16 protein-coding genes are annotated in these 18854 nt (G+C 56.2%); 9 read left to right on the forward strand and 7 right to left on the reverse strand.

What is annotated here, in order from left to right; genetic code table 11:
• Nucleotides 1-53: 53 nt before the first annotated feature.
• The 7 genes from yhdP to csrD form a co-directional block, all read right to left on the reverse strand.
• Entirely contained in the window at nt 54-3857 is a 3804-nt protein-coding gene (gene yhdP / locus UTM25_RS12980; RefSeq protein WP_194401342.1) for an AsmA2 domain-containing protein YhdP, read from the reverse strand.
• Between the two features lie 42 nt (nt 3858-3899).
• The gene (gene rng, locus UTM25_RS12985; protein ID WP_010436156.1) at nt 3900-5369 is read right to left on the reverse strand and encodes a ribonuclease G; all 1470 of its coding nucleotides are present in this window, start codon (nt 5367-5369) and stop codon (nt 3900-3902) included.
• Nucleotides 5359-5952 (reverse strand): Maf family protein, encoded by a 594-nt coding sequence (locus tag UTM25_RS12990; RefSeq protein WP_023309398.1) that lies wholly within the window; start codon nt 5950-5952, stop codon nt 5359-5361. The genes rng and UTM25_RS12990 overlap by 11 nt, the downstream gene beginning before the upstream one ends.
• Nucleotides 5953-5961: 9 nt before the next feature.
• Complete coding sequence (gene mreD, locus UTM25_RS12995; protein ID WP_023309399.1) at nt 5962-6450, reverse strand: rod shape-determining protein MreD; 489 nt, start codon at nt 6448-6450, stop codon at nt 5962-5964.
• Nucleotides 6450-7466, reverse strand: coding sequence for a rod shape-determining protein MreC (gene mreC / locus UTM25_RS13000; RefSeq protein WP_023309400.1), 1017 nt, complete (start codon nt 7464-7466; stop codon nt 6450-6452). Before mreC ends, mreD begins: the two co-directional genes overlap by 1 nt.
• A 62-nt stretch (nt 7467-7528) precedes the next feature.
• Nucleotides 7529-8572: a rod shape-determining protein MreB gene (gene mreB, locus UTM25_RS13005; RefSeq protein ID WP_000913396.1), complete on the reverse strand. Its 1044-nt coding sequence runs from the start codon at nt 8570-8572 to the stop codon at nt 7529-7531.
• 282 nt (nt 8573-8854) lie between these two features.
• Nucleotides 8855-10795 (reverse strand): RNase E specificity factor CsrD, encoded by a 1941-nt coding sequence (gene csrD / locus UTM25_RS13010; protein WP_194401343.1) that lies wholly within the window; start codon nt 10793-10795, stop codon nt 8855-8857.
• A gap of 182 nt (nt 10796-10977) precedes the next feature.
• On the opposite strand from csrD, the gene UTM25_RS13015 reads away from it, so the two are divergent.
• The 9 genes from UTM25_RS13015 to prmA all read left to right on the forward strand — a co-directional run bounded on the left by UTM25_RS13015 (nt 10978) and on the right by prmA (nt 18846).
• The gene (locus UTM25_RS13015; protein WP_194401344.1) at nt 10978-11952 is read left to right on the forward strand and encodes an MDR family oxidoreductase; all 975 of its coding nucleotides are present in this window, start codon (nt 10978-10980) and stop codon (nt 11950-11952) included.
• A 77-nt stretch (nt 11953-12029) separates the two neighbouring features.
• Nucleotides 12030-13031, forward strand: coding sequence for a protein-methionine-sulfoxide reductase catalytic subunit MsrP (gene msrP, locus UTM25_RS13020; RefSeq protein WP_032659657.1), 1002 nt, complete (start codon nt 12030-12032; stop codon nt 13029-13031).
• A complete protein-coding gene (gene msrQ, locus UTM25_RS13025; RefSeq protein WP_047174083.1) occupies nt 13032-13631 on the forward strand; it encodes a protein-methionine-sulfoxide reductase heme-binding subunit MsrQ in 600 nt (199 codons plus the stop codon).
• Between the two features lie 234 nt (nt 13632-13865).
• Nucleotides 13866-14318: a type II 3-dehydroquinate dehydratase gene (gene aroQ / locus UTM25_RS13030; RefSeq protein ID WP_023309405.1), complete on the forward strand. Its 453-nt coding sequence runs from the start codon at nt 13866-13868 to the stop codon at nt 14316-14318.
• A 21-nt stretch (nt 14319-14339) separates the two neighbouring features.
• Nucleotides 14340-14801 (forward strand): acetyl-CoA carboxylase biotin carboxyl carrier protein, encoded by a 462-nt coding sequence (gene accB / locus UTM25_RS13035; RefSeq protein ID WP_010436174.1) that lies wholly within the window; start codon nt 14340-14342, stop codon nt 14799-14801.
• Between the two features lie 10 nt (nt 14802-14811).
• Entirely contained in the window at nt 14812-16161 is a 1350-nt protein-coding gene (gene accC / locus UTM25_RS13040) for an acetyl-CoA carboxylase biotin carboxylase subunit (protein ID WP_023333644.1), read from the forward strand.
• 108 nt (nt 16162-16269) lie between these two features.
• Entirely contained in the window at nt 16270-16512 is a 243-nt protein-coding gene (locus tag UTM25_RS13045; protein WP_006178860.1) for a YhdT family protein, read from the forward strand.
• On the forward strand, nt 16502-17953 hold the full coding sequence (gene panF, locus UTM25_RS13050; RefSeq protein ID WP_194401354.1) for a sodium/pantothenate symporter: 1452 nt from the start codon (nt 16502-16504) through the stop codon (nt 17951-17953). Before UTM25_RS13045 ends, panF begins: the two co-directional genes overlap by 11 nt.
• A gap of 11 nt (nt 17954-17964) precedes the next feature.
• Entirely contained in the window at nt 17965-18846 is an 882-nt protein-coding gene (prmA, locus tag UTM25_RS13055) for a 50S ribosomal protein L11 methyltransferase (protein WP_029741742.1), read from the forward strand.
• Nucleotides 18847-18854: the final 8 nt, after the last annotated feature.

The following is an 18854-nucleotide window of genomic DNA, read 5'->3' on the forward strand; positions in this document are numbered from 1 at the left end:
CGGTATAAAGATCGTATTTATTGAGAGTGAGGCAATTACCTGCCCACGTCAAATCATTGCTGTGCATCTTTGCGCGGCTGGCGCAGCACCTCGTTAATCTGCGGTTTATCTACCGGACCGGTAATGCGGTAGCGCAGAATGGAAACCTTGCTCCACAGCGGACCCAGCACTTTGCTGGCAGCAAACACCGCCGCACCGACAATCGGGTTCACCACAAAGGCCGCCGCCACGCCCACGCTCGCGGAAATTTCCGGCGCCACCACGGCTTCCATATCCAGCTCGCGACGCACGAGGTTAACGGAGCCTTTCATGGCGATATCCGCTTCCAGGCCATCCACCAGCGTGTCGTCCGTATGCAGAACGCCGTCCTTGATCCACGCCGTGCTGCGGATGGAATCGTAGTAGAAACCTTCGCTGAACGTATCGCTGAAATCGAAGCGCAGCTTGCGCAGCAGCGCATCAAAACTCAGCAGGCGCAGGATCTGCCCGGCGCGCCCCGTGCTCACGTCGGCAATTTCACCTTTGCCGAAGCGGGTTTTCAGAATGCCGTTCAGCGAGGCTTCATCCGGCTTCCACGGGGCGTCACGCCAGTGAAGATCGTAATCGACGTCAAACGAGGAACCACGCAGCGGCGTGCTGATTCCAAAGAAATTGGCTGCCGCATCCAGCTTGTTGCCTTTAATGTCGCCCTTCAGGGACGTTCGCTGCTCGCCCGGGTTATTCACCCATTCCCCTGCGGCCGTCATGCGGCCAAAACCGGTATCAACCAGGCCACCGGAGAGCGTAAGCGTGTTAGCCTGAATAGTGAAATCACCGTCGATACGGCCATATTTTTGCCCCCACAGCCAGCACTCCGCGCAGCGCAGCTGGAGATCGGGCCAGCCGCTAAAATCGACGCGGGAGACATTACTCAGCGGCGACGCTTCTGCCGGTTTATCTTTCCCGCTCGCGGCGCTTGCCGGGTTGTAGTAGAGGTAGCGGATCGCCGCCTGCCACGGCGCGTGATTGCGCATGGTCAGCGTGCCGTTAATCTCCCTTCCCTGGGCCTCCACCTTCGTGCCGTTAGCGCCAGGCTGTGAAACCAGGCTCAGGTTGTTCCACTGCTGCCCGCCCAGCATCAGCGACGGCGTGCGTACGGTAATGGTTTGCGGGAACTGGGCGGTTTCATCAACGTTTTGCCCGACGCCTTTCTGGAACAGCGCCAGCCACTCTGCACCGTCCATAGGCGGGAGATTCAGCTCAATGCCCGACTGCTCCGGCAGTGGCGGCGTGGAGCGGCTATCCGTTGTCCAGATGGCTTTGTCGAGGGTGAGCTTGCGGTTAAGCAGCCAGCGGCTGTTGAAGTGGTTTGTCCCGCCCGCGCTTCCGGTCAGTGCGAAGCTGTTCAGGTTGCCATCGACGTTCAGCTTTACCGGCAGGGGCTGTCCGGCCTGTTTATCCAGCGGCGCAGGCAGCTGGCTCTGAAGGTTTTTCAGATCGCCCGTGATGTCGACCTTATACTGGGCACCCGCGTGATAAGGCAGGTCAATTGCCACTTTACCCTGCCAGGCGACTGCGCCCTGCACTGACGCCTCAATGGGCTTCGGCAGAACGTCCATGCGCGCTGGCTGCCAGTTACCGTCCAGATTGACGGCCACCTGATAGGCCTTTTCACCCTCGGTGGTCGTGAAGTCGATATTAACGGGCTGATTAAACCAGTTGGCCGTAAGCGGCTCGCTCTTAAGGTTTCCGTTGTCAAAGCTGAACTGCCCGCTGAGATTTTTCAGGGTGCTCTCAAGGGGTTTGATGAACAGACTGTTGTTCTTCAGGCGGACGTTACCTTTGGCGGTGGTCATCTCTCCGTCCAGCGGGATATCAAGATGTAAGCGAGCATTCACATCGCCATCAAGCTGTAGCTGCTGGAGCGTCGCCGCCAGCGAATCTTTCAGCGGCGTCTCCTCAAAGTACGGACCCACCGCTTTGGCCGGACCGTTGATGTCAGCATCAATCAGCAGCTTCTCTTTGGAGTAATCCGGGATGTTGGCCGTCAGGTTGCTGGCCGTCACGCCGCCCAGCGCCACGCTGTCGGACTTCATCCATAGCCCGTCATTGAGGAAGTTGAGCTCGATATCCAGGTCTTTCAGCGCAGGCCAGCCGGGCTGGAACGCAAAGGTCGCGTTATGCAGCGGCACCAGCACCTGGAACTGGCCTTCATTATGTTTGTACGGGAAAAGATGAGGATTACCGCCGTACACCAGCGTGGCATTGTCCGCCTGACCGCCCTGAATCGCGCCGCTGAGATAGTCCACCAGGGCTTTTCCCATCAGGTTTTCCGGGAAGTAGCGCCAGGCCTGAGAGCCGTCATCGGTGCTGATCCCGGCCAGAATGCCCAGCCACGGCTCATCACCTTCAGGCTGCAGATACCGGAAATCGCCGCGCGCGTGAACGGCTTTGGCTTTCACATCGATATGGCGGCCATCAAGCTGGAAACCCTTATCGTTACGGAGCCAGTTAAGCACCGCGCTGCCCTGTTCGATTTCCAGCGGCGCGCGGAAGACCGTCTCATAAGGCATTTTGGCGTCGTGCATATCAACCGTCAGCCTGCCGTTTTCCACGCTGCCTTCCAGCTTGCCGCTAAAGTGCTCCGCCCCCGGCAGCAGCTTCCACTGCTTCCAGGCAAGATCTTTCCACGTTGCCTGGAAGCGCGTTTTTTCCGTCGCCTGGAGCGGGATATCCAGCGCCAGAGCGTCGATCGTCCCGCTCGGTTGCGTTGCCAGCCAGATCTCGCCCAGGTCCGGAGAGAGTTTTGCCGCCATCGAGCGCAGGCCCTCAATGGCCGCCAAATCGAGGTTGCTGGCGCGGATGCGCAGCTCGTCGCTGCGTTTACTCGCCGTGCCGCCGACATCCTGCTCCGGCATCCAGGCCAGCGTCAGCGCACCACGCGGCCACGGCTTGCCGTCCATGGTGATGCGCGTATCCGGAATGGCAAACTGCCAGCCCTCTTTTTCCTGCGTCACGTGCGCGGTGAGGTTATCGACGGAAAGCTGATGCTGCTGTTTTTCGCCTTTCCAGCTGGCGCCCCCCTGCTTAAGCCAGATATCGCCGCTGGCAAATTCGCCTTTGGTCAGGGTCAGCCAGCCTTCAAGGCTGAAACGGGCAGTCTCCAGCTGCATATTTTGCTGGAGCCAGTCGCCCAGCCAAGGCTTCACGTCAACATCGTCGGCCTGCAGCCAGACTTTGCCGTTGTTTAACAGGCCGTCATCGTCCCGCAGATCCATCCGCACCTGCATCACGCCGTGCTGGCCGTTCAGGCTTGAGAGATTGACCTGCCCCTCGGCGCGGTGACGTTCTTTACCGTTGAGCCAGGTCAGCTGAGGGATCGCCAGTTCGGCGCGCTGGCCGGAAAGGGTAATGAAGCTCACTTCGCTGTCGCGCAGATCGAAGTGATCGAACTGACGGAGGAAAAGATCGCTGACGCGGTTGGCTTCCAGACCCTGACCGCTATCGCCGCCGGACAGAGGCGTATTGGTCAGGAACTGGAGTTGATAAAAGGTGAGATCGCGAAACTGCCAGCGCAGATGCAGCAGGCTTTGCCAGACGTCCAGCGCCAGGGTTACGCGTTTGATTTTCAGATAGCCGCCATCTTTCAGGCTGGCGTTGATATCCCGGACATCGAGCGTCGGGCCAAAATTCTGCCAGTTAGCGCTAATCTGGCTTACGTTCACCGGCACGCCGGTGGTGGATTCGATTTTAGCCAGCAGCTGCGGACGCCAGCTGTCCAGATGCGGTAATACGAGGCGTAGCCCGCTCACGAGCAACGCGACAATCACGACCAGCGTTGCCCCTGTAAGCAATAAAATCCCCGGCAATCGCCTCACGCATCTCTCCTTGTCAGCTTTCGTCACGCAGCGTACTGCGTCTTACATCATCACGACGTCAAACTGCTCCTGGTTATAGAGCGGTTCAATTTGTACTTTTACCTGTTTGCCGACAAAGATTTCCACTTCCGCCAGCGCGTGTGACTCTTCGCCTTTCAGCGCTTCAGCCACCGCAGGGGAAGCATAGACCAGAAAACGATCGGAGTCGTAGGCATGATGAACACGGACGATTTCACGCATAATTTCGTAGCAGACGGTCTCAACCGTCTTTACCGTTCCGCGCCCATGGCAGGTTGGGCATTCATTACACAGCACATGCTCAACGCTCTCGCGGGTACGCTTACGCGTCATTTCCACCAGCCCCAGCTGTGAGAAGCCGTTAATGCTGGTTTTCACGCGGTCTTTGCTCAGCGCCTGCTCAAGCGAGTGCAGCACGCGGCGACGGTGGTCTTCATTACTCATATCGATGAAGTCGATGATGATAATGCCGCCCAGATTACGCAGACGAAGCTGGCGCGCAATCGCCTGCGTGGCTTCGATGTTGGTGTTGAAGATGGTGTCATCGAGGTTGCGATGGCCGACAAACGCGCCGGTGTTGATATCGACGGTGGTCATCGCTTCGGTCTGATCGATGATCAGATAGCCGCCTGACTTCAGCTCGACCTTACGCTCCAGCGCGCGCTGGATCTCGTTTTCGACATCATAGAGATCGAAGATCGGCTGACGCCCTGAATAATGCTCCAGCAGGCCTGGCATCTCCGGGATGTACTCAGCGGTAAATTCCAGCAGCGCTTCATAGGTCAGGCGCGAGTCCACGCGAATGCGGTCGAGCTGCGCATCAGCAAAGTCGCGCAGAACGCGCTGAGCAAGCGCCAGTTCACCGTAAAGCTGGTAGCGGGTCTGGTTGCGTTTTTTACGCTCCATCACCTTGGTCCAGACGCGCTTCAGGTAAGCCGCATCCGACGCGAGGTCTTCTTCGCTGATCCCTTCCGCAGCGGTACGGATGATAAACCCGCCCTGTTCATCGCAGTAGGCGCTGACCACTTTCTTCAGACGCTCGCGCTCGGTTTCGCTCTCAATACGCTGCGAAACGCCCACGTGCGACGCGCCGGGCATAAAGACCAGATAGCGGGAAGGTAAGGTGATGTCGGTGGTCAGACGGGCGCCTTTGGTACCGAGGGGATCTTTCACCACCTGCACCATCAGATCCTGCCCCTGACGCACCAGTTCAGAAATATCGCGTACGGCAAACTGCTTTTGCTCTTCGCCCGCGACGCACTCGGTGTGCGGCATGATATCGGAGGCATGTAAAAACGCCGCCTTATCCAGTCCAATATCTACAAAAGCCGCCTGCATACCCGGTAGTACACGACTGACACGACCTTTGTAGATATTGCCTACTATTCCGCGCCGCGCTTCACGCTCAATATGAATTTCCTGAAGAATGCCACCATCAATATAGGCCACACGGGTTTCCGATGGCGTTACGTTTACCAACAATTCAGCCGTCATAATTATCCCTTCCCTCACGCAGTGAGTTAAAATTGCTCAGCAACTCATACGTTTCCACCAGCGGTAAGCCGACTACGGCGTGATAGCTGCCATTAATCTTCCTGACAAAACAGCCACCCAGCCCCTGAATACCGTATGCACCTGCTTTATCCATCGGTTCACCGCTGGCAATATAAGCGGCGATGTCGTCGTCGGTAAGTACTCTGAACGTCACTTCGGTCACCACCAGGCAATCCAGCACGTGCTGGCGGTCAGCCAGCGCGACGGCCGTCATCACCTGATGCGTTTGTCCGGACATTTTGTGCAGCATGCGCGCCGCATGATCGGCGTCGCGCGGTTTCTCAAGCACTTCACCGTTCAGAATAACGATGGTATCAGCTCCCAGCACGGGAAGATCGCGTGGCACACTGGCCACGCCCGCCTGCGCTTTCTCGCGCGCCAGGCGAGAAACGTATTGTTGAGCGCTTTCGCCCTCAGCACGTTTTTCTTCAATGCCGGTAACGATGCGTTCAAAAGAGACCCCTAGCTGCGTCAGGAGTTCCTGACGGCGCGGGGAGCCGGAAGCGAGATACAAAGACGTCATAGAAACCTTTTATTGCACAGCAAACTGCTGGCGAACCTTACGCATCAGCAGGAATAACCATGGCCAGAGCACACCGTTTACTACACTACTCCAGAACACTTCCGGTCGGAAAGAGACGTTGATCACTAAAAACTCTGCCCAGAAAACAACGATATCCGCAGCGAGCGACAATAGCATCACCACCAGGGCCTGTTGCCAGAGCGCAAGGTTGCGAAAGAGCTGGAATTTGAGTGCGACGAGGTACGCAATAATGCTCATGGACAAGGCGCGCACGCCAAGCGTAGAGCCGCTAATGAGATCCAGTATGGCACCCATCACGAAACCTGTGCCGACATTTACGCGATGCGGCAGGGCAAGGATCCAGTAGAGCAAAATGAGCAATACCCAGTTTGGCCGGAAAACGAGAATGTCATCCGGCCAGGGCATCACTTGCAGCAACAGTGCAATGAGAAACGAGAGCCAGATGACCCAGCGTCCCTGGCTACGATAGCTTGCCACTACTGCCCTCCCGAAGAGAGTTTAGGCGGTGGCGGTGCATCCGGCAGCGGCTGCGTTAACCCGGTTGCCGGCGCCGGAACTGGCGCAGGCGGCCCCATGGAATCCGCAGGCGGGAGAACCTGCGGCATCATCTGCATCAGGCGCTCGTTTGCTACGCGATGCACCTCTTCAGGCGTCATCGGATTAGCACCGTTACGATCGGCGCCCCACAGCAGCAGCAGATAGCGCAGACGCTGCAAACCGGCGGTTGGGCGCGCCTGAATCACGGTATAGGCACGCTGGGTGTCCAGCTTGACCGAAGAGACCACCGCAACCGGATAGCCTTCAGGGAAGCGTCCACCCAGGCCGGACGTGACCAGCACGTCGCCCACGCGAATATCCGTGTTAGCCGGCAGGTGTTCCAGCTGCAGGTCGTCCGTACAGCCGTTACCGGCCGCAATCACGCGGATGTCGTTGCGCAGAACCTGGATCGGCAGCGCATGCGTGGCATCGCAAATCAGCAGCACGCGGCTGGTCAGTTTAGCCACGGCAACAACCTGGCCCACAACGCCTTTATCGCTGATAACAGGCTGACCTTCATACACCCCGTTCACGCTCCCTTTGTCGATCACAACCTGATCGCTGTAGGGGTCGTTCACGGTGGAGATCACCTGCGTGACCATTTTCTGCTCATCCTGACGCAGCGGCGAGCCGAGCAGTTCACGCAGGCGCGCGTTCTCCTGCTTGTATTGCCCCAACATCAGCAGTTCACTGTTTTTCAGCAGCAGTTCCTGACGTAATGCCCGGTTTTCGAGTTCGAGTTGGTCGCGCGAAGACAGCGTTTGAGAAACAGAGTCGAGCAGTTCACGAGGACCATTTGAAACAAAGTAGAAAGGACTGACGGCGGTATCCATGTACGTTCTGATCTGGCTGAACGTACCGAGGCGGCTATCGGCAATAATGACCCCAAGCGCAACCAGAACCGCCAAAATGAGGCGAAACTGTAGCGATGGGCCACGGCTAAAAATTGGCTTCATAGGCTATGCGTATTCTCGCGTCAGAGAGAAAGGGTAGCAAATTGCTACCCTCTCAAACTCGACTACTCTTCGCTGAACAAATCGCCGCCGTGCATGTCGATCATTTCCAGCGCCTTGCCACCACCACGGGCGACGCAAGTCAGTGGATCTTCTGCAACTACGACAGGAATACCTGTCTCTTCCATTAACAGGCGGTCGAGGTTACGCAGCAGCGCACCACCACCGGTCAGAACCATACCGCGCTCGGAGATATCGGACGCCAGCTCTGGTGGGCACTGTTCCAGCGCAACCATTACCGCGCTCACGATGCCCGTCAGTGGTTCCTGCAGAGCTTCCAGAATTTCGTTGGAGTTCAGGGTGAAACCGCGTGGAACACCTTCAGCCAGGTTACGGCCACGAACTTCGATCTCACGCACTTCATCGCCCGGATACGCAGAGCCGATTTCGTGTTTGATACGCTCTGCGGTGGCTTCACCGATCAGAGAGCCGTAGTTACGGCGCACATAATTAATGATGGCTTCATCGAAGCGGTCACCACCGATACGTACGGAAGAGGAGTACACCACGCCGTTCAGAGAGATAACGGCCACTTCAGTGGTACCACCACCGATATCCACCACCATAGAACCGGTAGCTTCGGAAACAGGCAGGCCCGCACCGATGGCCGCAGCCATTGGCTCTTCGATCAGGAACACTTCACGTGCACCTGCACCCTGGGCAGATTCACGGATTGCGCGACGCTCTACCTGGGTTGCGCCAACCGGCACACACACCAGAACACGCGGGCTTGGACGCATGAAGCTGTTGCTGTGAACCTGCTTGATGAAGTGCTGAAGCATTTTTTCAGTCACGAAGAAGTCGGCGATAACGCCGTCTTTCATTGGGCGAATGGCGGCGATGTTGCCAGGGGTACGACCCAGCATCTGCTTCGCGTCATGACCCACTGCAGCCACGCTTTTCGGCGAGCCTGCACGATCCTGACGAATGGCCACAACGGAAGGCTCATTCAATACGATGCCTTGTCCTTTTACATAAATAAGGGTATTCGCGGTACCCAGGTCAATGGACAGGTCATTGGAAAACATGCCACGAAATTTTTTCAACATACTAAGGGATAATCCTGAAAGCTGGGGCGGAAAACAAAATCCGCTTACTTTACCAACCACACGCAGCAGCGACAAGGCGCAAAAATCATCTGCAACGGTGAAAATTTGTGCAGTACGTTTCCTGATGTTACAAAATCATCCCCTGACTCCCTCAGGGCTGAGTAAACAGTAGCGTTCCCCACTGACGTTTGTAACCCGTTACAGGTCGTTCACTGGCTTTTTGCTCGACATACTCAAAGCTACAGGCGCGATATTCTACGTGAAAACAGCGTAAACGGCAGGTCAAACAGAGTATCTTTGCAAATATTTTTTCACGTTGGTGTCAAGCGGTTGAGAGGCAGCAAAAAAATCCCCCTGACCGCCCATCACGCCGCGCGCTGTTAACATCTGCCATTCGCTTCTGGAGCGCACGCCCGTGGCAAATACTTGTGTTCGCGTACCCTTGCACGCTTCTACCAGACTCTGTACCAGCAGCTGGTTTTCCGTACGCTTCTCAATATTCCTTACCAGCCCCGGATGTAGCTTTAATAACTCCACATCCAGTTCCTTGATCCAGTTGGTGCTGACCAGCGTTAAACCTGCCTGCGTCACAGCGATACGTGCGCCGAGCGCATTGATCAAACGTACCACCGGACGTAACCGGCTGATGTGTTGACCTACATCGGCCTCAGCAAGTTCAAAAATAATGTGTTTACGTTGCGATTTTTCGCATTGCATTAGCGTATCACGTAGCCAGCGCTGAAAACGTGGGCGTATTAACGACTCCACGGTGACCTGTAACGCCAGGTTTTCTTCAGGCCAGAAGGATAAAAACGGAATCAGCCGGGTAATTTGCTGGCGGTCATACTCTTCAGACAGGCCAAATTGCAGCACCATCGGCAGATATTCAGCAGAGATGACCTCTTCGGAACCGTCAAAAATACGACACATCAGTTCACGGTGATGAACGTTGCCGTTTTTCATGACCGCGGGTTTTTGATAAATACGTGGCCCGCCGCGGCTGAGCATTTGCTCAATCAGCGTGCGCCAGCGCACGTTGCCGCGCCCTTTTTCCGGCAGCGAGTCATCGTAAACCGCCCATCCGTTGGCCCCCTGCAACACGGCGTTACGGGTAGCGGCTTCCGCATGTTCCATCACCTGCTCTGTGGATTGTCCGCCACGCCAGGCGCAGATTCCCATGTGGACCATATCGTCCCTGTCGAGCATTTTGCTTTGCGGCAGCGCATCTACTGCCTTCAGCAGCTGGCTGGCGATGCTTTCGGATTCTTTCAGCGTTCGATGAGGCAACAGCACGGCAAAGTCGCTGCGGTGATAGCGGGCCAGCAGCGCGCCCGGGTAGCGCATAATAAAGGTGGAGAGCAGGTTGATCAGCGTAAAGAGGTTTTCTTCCGCGACCCGCTGTCCCCAGGTGTCGCGCAGGAGATCGAAATCGGGCAGGCGAATCATCATCACCACCCCGTGTGTCCCCACTTTTTCTGAATCGTCGAGCAGCGTGGCGAGCTGATTATCAAAGAAAAGACGGTTGTTAAGGCCGGTTTTATTATCCTGCGCCGCATAAGAGCGGATCAGCGTATCCATACGGCTGCGCTGGTCGCTGGCAAACTGGATTTCGGAGAGCAGGGTATCGAGCGCGCTGCTGGCGCGTGACGGCCACTCGTGAACGGAGCCACGCACCTGTGGGCCGCGCTCACCGTTCAGGATCCGCACGGAGCGCATCTCCAGCAGCTCCTGACCGGAAAGCTGGCGGCGCAGCCAGCGGACCGCGAGAAAGATCAGCAGGACGATAAACGCAACGGCGACGGTGAGCGGCGCGGTGGTCATCATGGAACGAAAATAGCTGGCCATCGGATCGAGGTAGACCATGTGTATGGTCATCCCCGGGTTTTTAAGAGAATGCACCGTCACTTCCCGATACTGGTTTACCACGCCCGCGGGGCGATAGCTTCCCGGTCGTTGGTGGCTTAAAACACGATGCTTTCCCTGCAGAATGTCGATCTGAACGATATCAACAGGTACCATCAACTCATCGAGCTCACTGGAGAGCGCCGGTAGCGGCGTCGTCAGCAGACGCGTATCAATCACCGAGGCAACAGACTGTACCCGGTTGACCAGCTTGTCCTGAATGGCGGTGTAAAAGCTCAGGGAACAACCCAGAAGCGTGACAAAAATGGTAAGCCCCGTCAGCAAGGTGATAAAAGCTGAGAACTTCGTCGTTAATCGCATCCTTGAGATTACTCCGTGGGTTGATGGGGTAGCGAGTAAGCGCTAACTTGCATTTCAAATGCGGCATACTACCAAATCGGGTGTATCTGGCAATTTATTGCGTTAAATCGGCACTGCGTTTCCCTGAGCGAGTATAGTCTTCAGAAATTATTTTCCAATCATCTGAGTCGTGAGGACCCCTTATGCAGGCTTTGATCTTAGAACAACAGGACGGCAAAACGCTTGCCTCAGTGCAGTCGGTTGAAGAGAGTCGCCTGCCGGAAGGCGAAGTAACCGTCGACATCGACTGGTCCAGTTTAAATTATAAAGATGCGCTGGCTATTACCGGTAAGGGTAAAATCATCCGAAATTTCCCTATGGTGCCGGGGATCGATTTCGCTGGCCGGGTTCATACCAGCGAGGATCCGCGCTTCCATCCGGGCCAGCATGTACTGCTCACCGGCTGGGGCGTGGGTGAAAATCACTGGGGCGGGCTGGCAACGCAGGCGCGCGTGAAGGGCGACTGGCTGGTGCCTGTGCCGAAAGGCATGGATGGCCGCAAGGCAATGATCGTCGGCACGGCAGGCTTTACCGCCATGCTGTGCGTGATGGCGCTGGAAGATGCGGGTATTCGCCCTGAGTCAGGGGAAATTGTCGTCACCGGCGCCAGCGGCGGCGTGGGCAGCACGGCTGTCACGCTGCTCCACAAGCTGGGCTATCAGGTCGCTGCGGTTTCCGGCCGAGAAAGTACCCATGACTATCTGCGCCAGCTCGGCGCCAGCCGCATTCTCAGCCGCGACGAATTTGCCGAAACCCGTCCGCTGGAAAAACAGGTTTGGGCAGGGGCGGTGGATACCGTTGGTGATAAGGTGCTGGCAAAAGTCCTGGCGCAGATGAACTACGGCGGATGCGTGGCAGCCTGCGGTCTGGCCGGCGGATTTGCCCTGCCAACCACCGTGATGCCATTTATTCTGCGTAACGTACGCCTGCAGGGTGTGGATTCCGTGATGACCCCTGCGGCCCGTCGTCATCAAGCCTGGGAACGACTGGTGCGCGATCTGCCGGAATCTTTCTATACCCAGAGCGCAACGGAGATAACCCTCAGCCAGGCGCCGGAATACGCCAGTAAGATCATGGACAACCAGTTCCACGGCCGCGCGCTGGTGAAAATCGCCTAATCTTCAAATTTTCGTGACATATTCGCGCGAATCCCTCTCCTCCGTCATGCTTAGAAAAACGCATGACGGAGGATGCCATGAAAAACCGAAAACTGACGGAAGCCGACGTAACGTCTGAGTCTGTCTTTATGTTACAGCGCCGCCAGATCCTGAAAATGCTTGGCATCAGCGCCACAGCCCTGACGCTCTCTCCCGCGGCACACGCCGACCTGCTCGACTGGTTTAAAGGCAACGATCGGCCAAAGGCCCCATCCGGCGCCCCGCTCACCTTTACCAAACCGGCCGAATGGCAAAACAAGCTGACGCTCACGCCGGAAGATAAAGTTACCGGCTACAACAACTTCTACGAATTTGGTCTCGATAAGGCCGATCCGGCCGCCAACGCGGGAAGCCTCAAAACCGATCCGTGGACGCTGAAAATTGATGGCGAAGTGGCGAAACCCCTGACGCTGGACCACCACGATCTCACCACCCGTTTCCCGCTCGAAGAGCGCATCTATCGCATGCGCTGCGTGGAGGCCTGGTCGATGGTGGTGCCCTGGGTCGGCTTCCCGCTGCATAAACTGCTGGCGATGGTTGAGCCCACCAGCAATGCAAAATATGTCGCTTTCCAGACGCGCTATGCGCCGGACGAGATGCCCGGGCAGAAAGATCGGTTTATCGGCGGCGGGCTTGAGTATCCGTATGTGGAAGGGCTACGTCTCGACGAAGCTATGCACCCCCTCACCCTGCTGACCGTTGGCGTTTATGGCAAAGCGCTTCCGCCGCAGAACGGTGCCCCCATTCGTTTAACCGTACCGTGGAAATATGGTTTCAAAGGGATTAAATCTATCGTCAGCATTAAGCTTACCCGCGAACGTCCGCCAACCACCTGGAATCTGGCGGCCCCGGACGAATACGGCTTCTTCGCCAACGTGAACCCGCACGTGGATCATCCGCGCTGGTCGCAGGCAACCGAGCGGTTTATCGGTTCCGGCGGTGCGCTGGACGTAAAGCGCCAGCCGACGCTGCTGTTTAACGGCTATGCGGATGAAGTGGCTTCGCTTTACCGTGGTCTCAACTTACGGGAGAACTTCTGAGTGCGTTTAACGGCAAAACAGATTACCTGGCTGAAAGTGCTGCTGCACCTCGCCGGGCTGCTTCCTTTTATATGGCTGTTCTGGGCCGCCAGCCAGGGGCTATTTAGCGCAGATCCTGCAAAGGATATCCAGCATTTTACCGGTCGGATGGCTCTGAAATTTTTGCTGGCCACCTTGCTCGTCTCGCCGCTGGCGCGCTACGCTAAACAGCCCTTATTGATACGCACCCGTCGGCTGTTAGGGCTATGGTGTTTTGCCTGGGCGACGCTGCACCTTACCAGCTACGCCCTGCTGGAACTGGGAATTAACAATCTGGCGCTGCTTGGCCGCGAACTGGTGACACGTCCTTATCTGACGCTGGGTATCGTGAGCTGGGTGGTTTTACTGGCGTTAGCGCTGACATCCACGCAATATGCGCAGCGAAAACTGGGCAGGCGCTGGCAGCTCCTGCATAACTTCGTCTATCTTGTCGCGATCCTGGCTCCCATCCATTACCTGTGGTCGGTGAAGATCCTCTCGCCGCAGCCAATCCTTTATGCACTGGCGGCCGCGGCGCTTTTGGCATGGCGTTACAAGAAGTTCCGCCAGTGGTTGCGATAGTTCGCGAAACTGTGCGTTTTCCCGCAGATTACCCGTCAACCGCAAATCTTTTTCGGATAGCGGTTGATAATCTTCCCTGATAAGACCAGTATTTAGCTGCTAAATGCTACGAAATCGTTATAATGTGCGACCTTGGTTCGCCTGACAGCGGTTTTAAGCCTCTGAAAAGGTGACATTTGCGTTTCGAAGGTATATTTTGTTTTTTACCCGAAAATCGCAGGAGATAGCGGCATTATGACTGATAAGTTCCATATCTTAGTTTTGAACGGACCGAACCTGAACATGCTCGGCACCCGTGAGCCAGAGAAGTACGGCACGCTAACATTGAGTGAAATTGTTAACCGTCTGGGAACGGAAGCAGCGTCACTGAATGTGGATTTGGATCATTTTCAGTCGAATGCGGAGTACGCACTCATCGACCGTATTCATCAGGCTAAAGACAATGTGGACTATATCCTGATCAATCCGGCCGCGTTTACGCACACCAGTGTTGCTATCCGCGACGCACTGCTCGCGGTGAGTATCCCGTTTATCGAGATCCACCTGAGTAATGTGCACGCCCGAGAGCCGTTCCGTCACCATTCGTATCTGTCGGATATCGCTGCTGGCGTTATCTGTGGACTGGGCGCAGACGGCTATTCATACGCTTTACAGACAGCGGTAAAACGCTTGTCACAATCACACTAAACAAGAGTACGGAACCCACTCATGGATATTCGTAAGATTAAAAAACTGATCGAGCTGGTTGAAGAATCAGGCATCTCCGAACTGGAAATTTCTGAAGGCGAAGAGTCTGTACGCATCAGCCGTGCAGCCCCAGCCGCTAGCTTCCCGGTAATGCAGCAGGCTTATGCTGCGCCAGTGCAGCAGCCTGCGCTCTCCGCAGCCGTTGCGCCAGCAGCTGAAGCCGCACCTGCCGCTGCAGCAGAAATCAGTGGTCACATCGTACGTTCCCCAATGGTTGGTACTTTCTACCGCACCCCGAGCCCGGACGCGAAGGCGTTCATCGAAGTGGGTCAGAAAGTCAACGTAGGCGATACCCTGTGCATCGTTGAAGCGATGAAAATGATGAACCAGATCGAAGCAGACAAATCAGGTACTGTGAAAGCGATTCTGGTCGAAAGTGGTCAGCCGGTTGAATTTGACGAGCCGCTGGTCGTCATCGAGTAACGAGGCGTACATGCTGGATAAAATTGTTATCGCCAACCGCGGCGAGATCGCACTGCGTATTCTTCGTGCCTGTAAAGAACTGGGCATCAAGACCGTCGCTGTGCACTCAAGCGCGGATCGCGATTTAAAACACGTATTGCTGGCGGATGAGACGGTCTGTATTGGCCCGGCTCCGTCCGTAAAAAGCTATCTGAACATCCCGGCTATCATCAGCGCCGCTGAAATCACCGGCGCGGTGGCAATTCATCCGGGTTACGGCTTCCTCTCTGAGAACGCCAACTTTGCTGAGCAGGTTGAACGCTCTGGCTTCATCTTCATCGGCCCGAAAGCCGACACCATCCGCCTGATGGGCGACAAAGTGTCTGCAATCACCGCGATGAAAAAAGCCGGTGTTCCAACCGTACCAGGCTCTGACGGCCCTCTGACCGACGACATGGATGCTAACCGTGCTCATGCTAAACGCATTGGCTATCCGGTTATCATCAAGGCGTCCGGCGGCGGCGGCGGTCGCGGTATGCGCGTTGTGCGCAGCGATGCTGAACTGGCGCAGTCCATCTCCATGACCAAAGCAGAAGCGAAAGCCGCTTTCAGCAATGACATGGTGTACATGGAAAAATACCTGGAAAACCCACGCCACATCGAAATTCAGGTGCTGGCTGACGGTCAGGGTAACGCGATCTATCTGGCAGAACGTGACTGCTCCATGCAGCGTCGTCACCAGAAAGTGGTCGAAGAAGCGCCAGCACCGGGCATTACTCCGGAACTACGTCGCTACATCGGCGAGCGTTGCTCCAAAGCGTGTGTCGATATCGGCTATCGCGGTGCAGGTACCTTTGAGTTCCTGTTCGAGAACGGCGAGTTCTATTTCATCGAAATGAACACCCGTATTCAGGTTGAACACCCGGTTACCGAAATGATCACCGGCGTTGACCTGATCAAAGAACAGCTGCGTATCGCTGCAGGCCAGCCGCTGTCCATCAAGCAGGAAGAAGTTGTGGTGAAAGGCCATGCGGTAGAGTGCCGTATTAACGCCGAAGACCCGAACACCTTCCTGCCAAGCCCGGGTAAAATCACGCGTTTCCACGCGCCGGGTGGCTTTGGTGTGCGCTGGGAGTCTCATATCTACGCCGGTTACACCGTACCGCCGTACTATGACTCAATGATCGGCAAGCTTATCTGCTACGGCGAAAACCGTGACGTGGCGATTGCCCGCATGAAAAACGCCCTGCAGGAGCTGATCATCGACGGTATCAAAACCAACGTTGATCTTCAGATGCGTATCATGAGCGACGAGCACTTCCAGAATGGTGGAACCAACATCCACTATCTGGAGAAAAAACTCGGTCTGAACGAGAAGTAAGAGACCTGTGTTGCTAAAAGGCCGGATTATCCGGCCTTTTTTATTTCTGGGGCCTGGAAAGCCTCATCATGTACAATCCCCGCTTTCTTCATCCACAAGGGACAAAAAATGGACAAACGTTTTGTTCAGGCCCATAAAGAAGCGCGCTGGGCGCTGTGGCTGACCCTTCTCTATCTCGCAGCGTGGTTAGTAACTGCTTACTTACCTGACTCAGCTATTGGCATCACCGGCCTGCCGCACTGGTTCGAAATGGCGTGTCTGCTGGTACCGCTGGTCTTCATCCTGCTGTGCTGGGCAATGGTGAAATTCATCTATCGCGATATTCCGCTGGAGGACGATGATGCAGCTTGAAGTCATTCTGCCGCTTATCGCTTACTTGTTAGTGGTGTTTGGTTTATCCATTTACGCCATGCGTAAAAGAACGACGGGCACCTTCCTGAACGAGTATTTTCTTGGCAGCCGCTCGATGGGCGGCGTCGTGCTGGCCATGACGCTGACCGCGACCTACATCAGCGCCAGTTCGTTTATCGGCGGGCCCGGTGCAGCCTATAAATACGGGTTAGGCTGGGTGCTACTGGCGATGATCCAGCTTCCTGCCGTCTGGCTCTCGCTGGGCATACTGGGTAAAAAATTTGCCATTCTGGCGCGCCGTTATAATGCCGTGACGCTCAACGATATGCTGTTTGCCCGCTATCAGAGCCGTTTACTGGTGTGGCTGGCCAGCTTAAGCCTGCTGGTGGCCTTTATTGGCGCAATGACGGTGCAGTTTATCGGCGGGGCACGCCTGCTGGAAACGGCGGCCGGGATCCCCTACGAGACAGGCTTGATCATCTTTGGAGTCAGCATTGCACTGTATACCGCGTTTGGCGGATTCCGCGCCAGCGTGCTGAACGATACGATGCAGGGTTTGGTAATGCTTGTTGGCACTCTGGTTCTGCTGGTCGGCATTGTGCATGCCGCGGGTGGCCTGAGCCACGCCGTCGAAACGCTGGAAGCCATCGACCCGAAACTGGTCTCTCCGCAGGGCGCGGATGACATCCTTTCGCCAACCTTTATGACCTCGTTCTGGGTGTTGGTGTGCTTTGGGGTGATTGGGCTGCCGCATACTGCCGTGCGCTGTATCTCTTACAAAGACAGCAAAGCCGTGCACAGAGGTATCATTATCGGCACTATCGTTGTCGCAATCCTGATGTTTGGTATGCACCTGGCAGGCGCGTTAGGTCGGGCAGTTATTCCTGACCTTACCGTACCCGATCTGGTTATCCCAACCCTGATGGTTAAAGTACTGCCGCCATTTGCCGCCGGGATCTTCCTCGCCGCACCGATGGCCGCCATTATGTCGACCATCAACGCTCAGCTGCTGCAAAGTTCCGCTACGATCATTAAAGATCTCTATCTGAACCTGCGTCCTGAGCAGGCAGAGAATGAACGGCGCCTGAAGCGCATGTCGGCCGTTATTACTCTGGCGTTAGGGGCATTGCTGCTGTTAGCCGCGTGGCGCCCGCCGGAGATGATCATCTGGCTGAACCTGCTGGCATTTGGTGGGCTTGAAGCGGTATTCCTGTGGCCGCTGGTGTTAGGGCTCTACTGGGAGCGCGCGAATGCCGCCGGTGCGCTGAGCGCGATGATTGTCGGCGGCGTGCTTTACGCCGTCCTCGCAACGTTTAAAATTCAGTACCTGGGCTTCCATCCGATTGTGCCTTCGTTACTGCTAAGTTTACTGGCGTTTGTGGTGGGGAACCGTTTCGGTCAGCCCGTCCCACAACCTGCTATGATTTCTACTGATAAATAAAGAGTTTTGCCATGCCGTGGATCCAACTAAAACTGAACACAACCGGCGCGAACGCCGAGGAACTGAGCGATGCGCTGATGGAGGCCGGGTCGGTCTCTATCACCTTCCAGGACACGCATGACACGCCGGTCTTTGAGCCGCTGCCGGGCGAAACCCGCCTGTGGGGTGATACCGACGTTATTGGCCTGTTTGATGCAGAAACCGATATGAAAGAGGTTGTCGCGATTCTGGAGAATCATCCTCTGCTGGGTGCGGGTTTCGTGCACAAAATCGAACAGCTGGAAGACAAAGACTGGGAACGCGAGTGGATGGATAACTTCCACCCGATGCAGTTCGGCAAACGTCTGTGGATCTGCCCAAGCTGGCGCGACGTCCCGGACGAGAATGCGGTCAACGTGATGCTCGACCCGGGTCTGGCGTTTGGTACCGGCACTCACCCCACTACGTCTCTGTGCCTGCAGTGGCTGGATGGTCTGGATCTGGACGGTAAGACCGTGATCGACTTCGGCTGTGGATCCGGGATCCTCGCGATTGCAGCCCTGAAGCTGGGCGCGGCAAAAGCCATCGGGATCGATATCGATCCGCAGGCGATTCAGGCCAGCCGCGATAATGCCGAGCGTAACGGCGTCTCCGATCGTCTGGAGCTGTATCTGCCGGATGCTCAGCCAGAAGCCATGAAAGCCGATGTGGTGGTCGCAAACATTCTGGCGGGCCCACTGCGCGAACTGGCTCCGTTAATCAGTGTGCTGCCCGTTGAGGGCGGTCTGCTGGGGCTTTCCGGTATCCTGGCGAGCCAGGCCGACAGCGTGTGTGAAGCCTACGCCGATCTCTTTGCCCTCGACCCGGTCGTGGAAAAAGAAGAGTGGTGCCGCATCACCGGCCGTAAAAAATAAGAATCTGG

Source organism: Enterobacter sp. 61D5, assembly GCF_034107965.1.
Taxonomy (GTDB): Bacteria; Pseudomonadota; Gammaproteobacteria; order Enterobacterales; family Enterobacteriaceae; genus Enterobacter; species Enterobacter cloacae_M.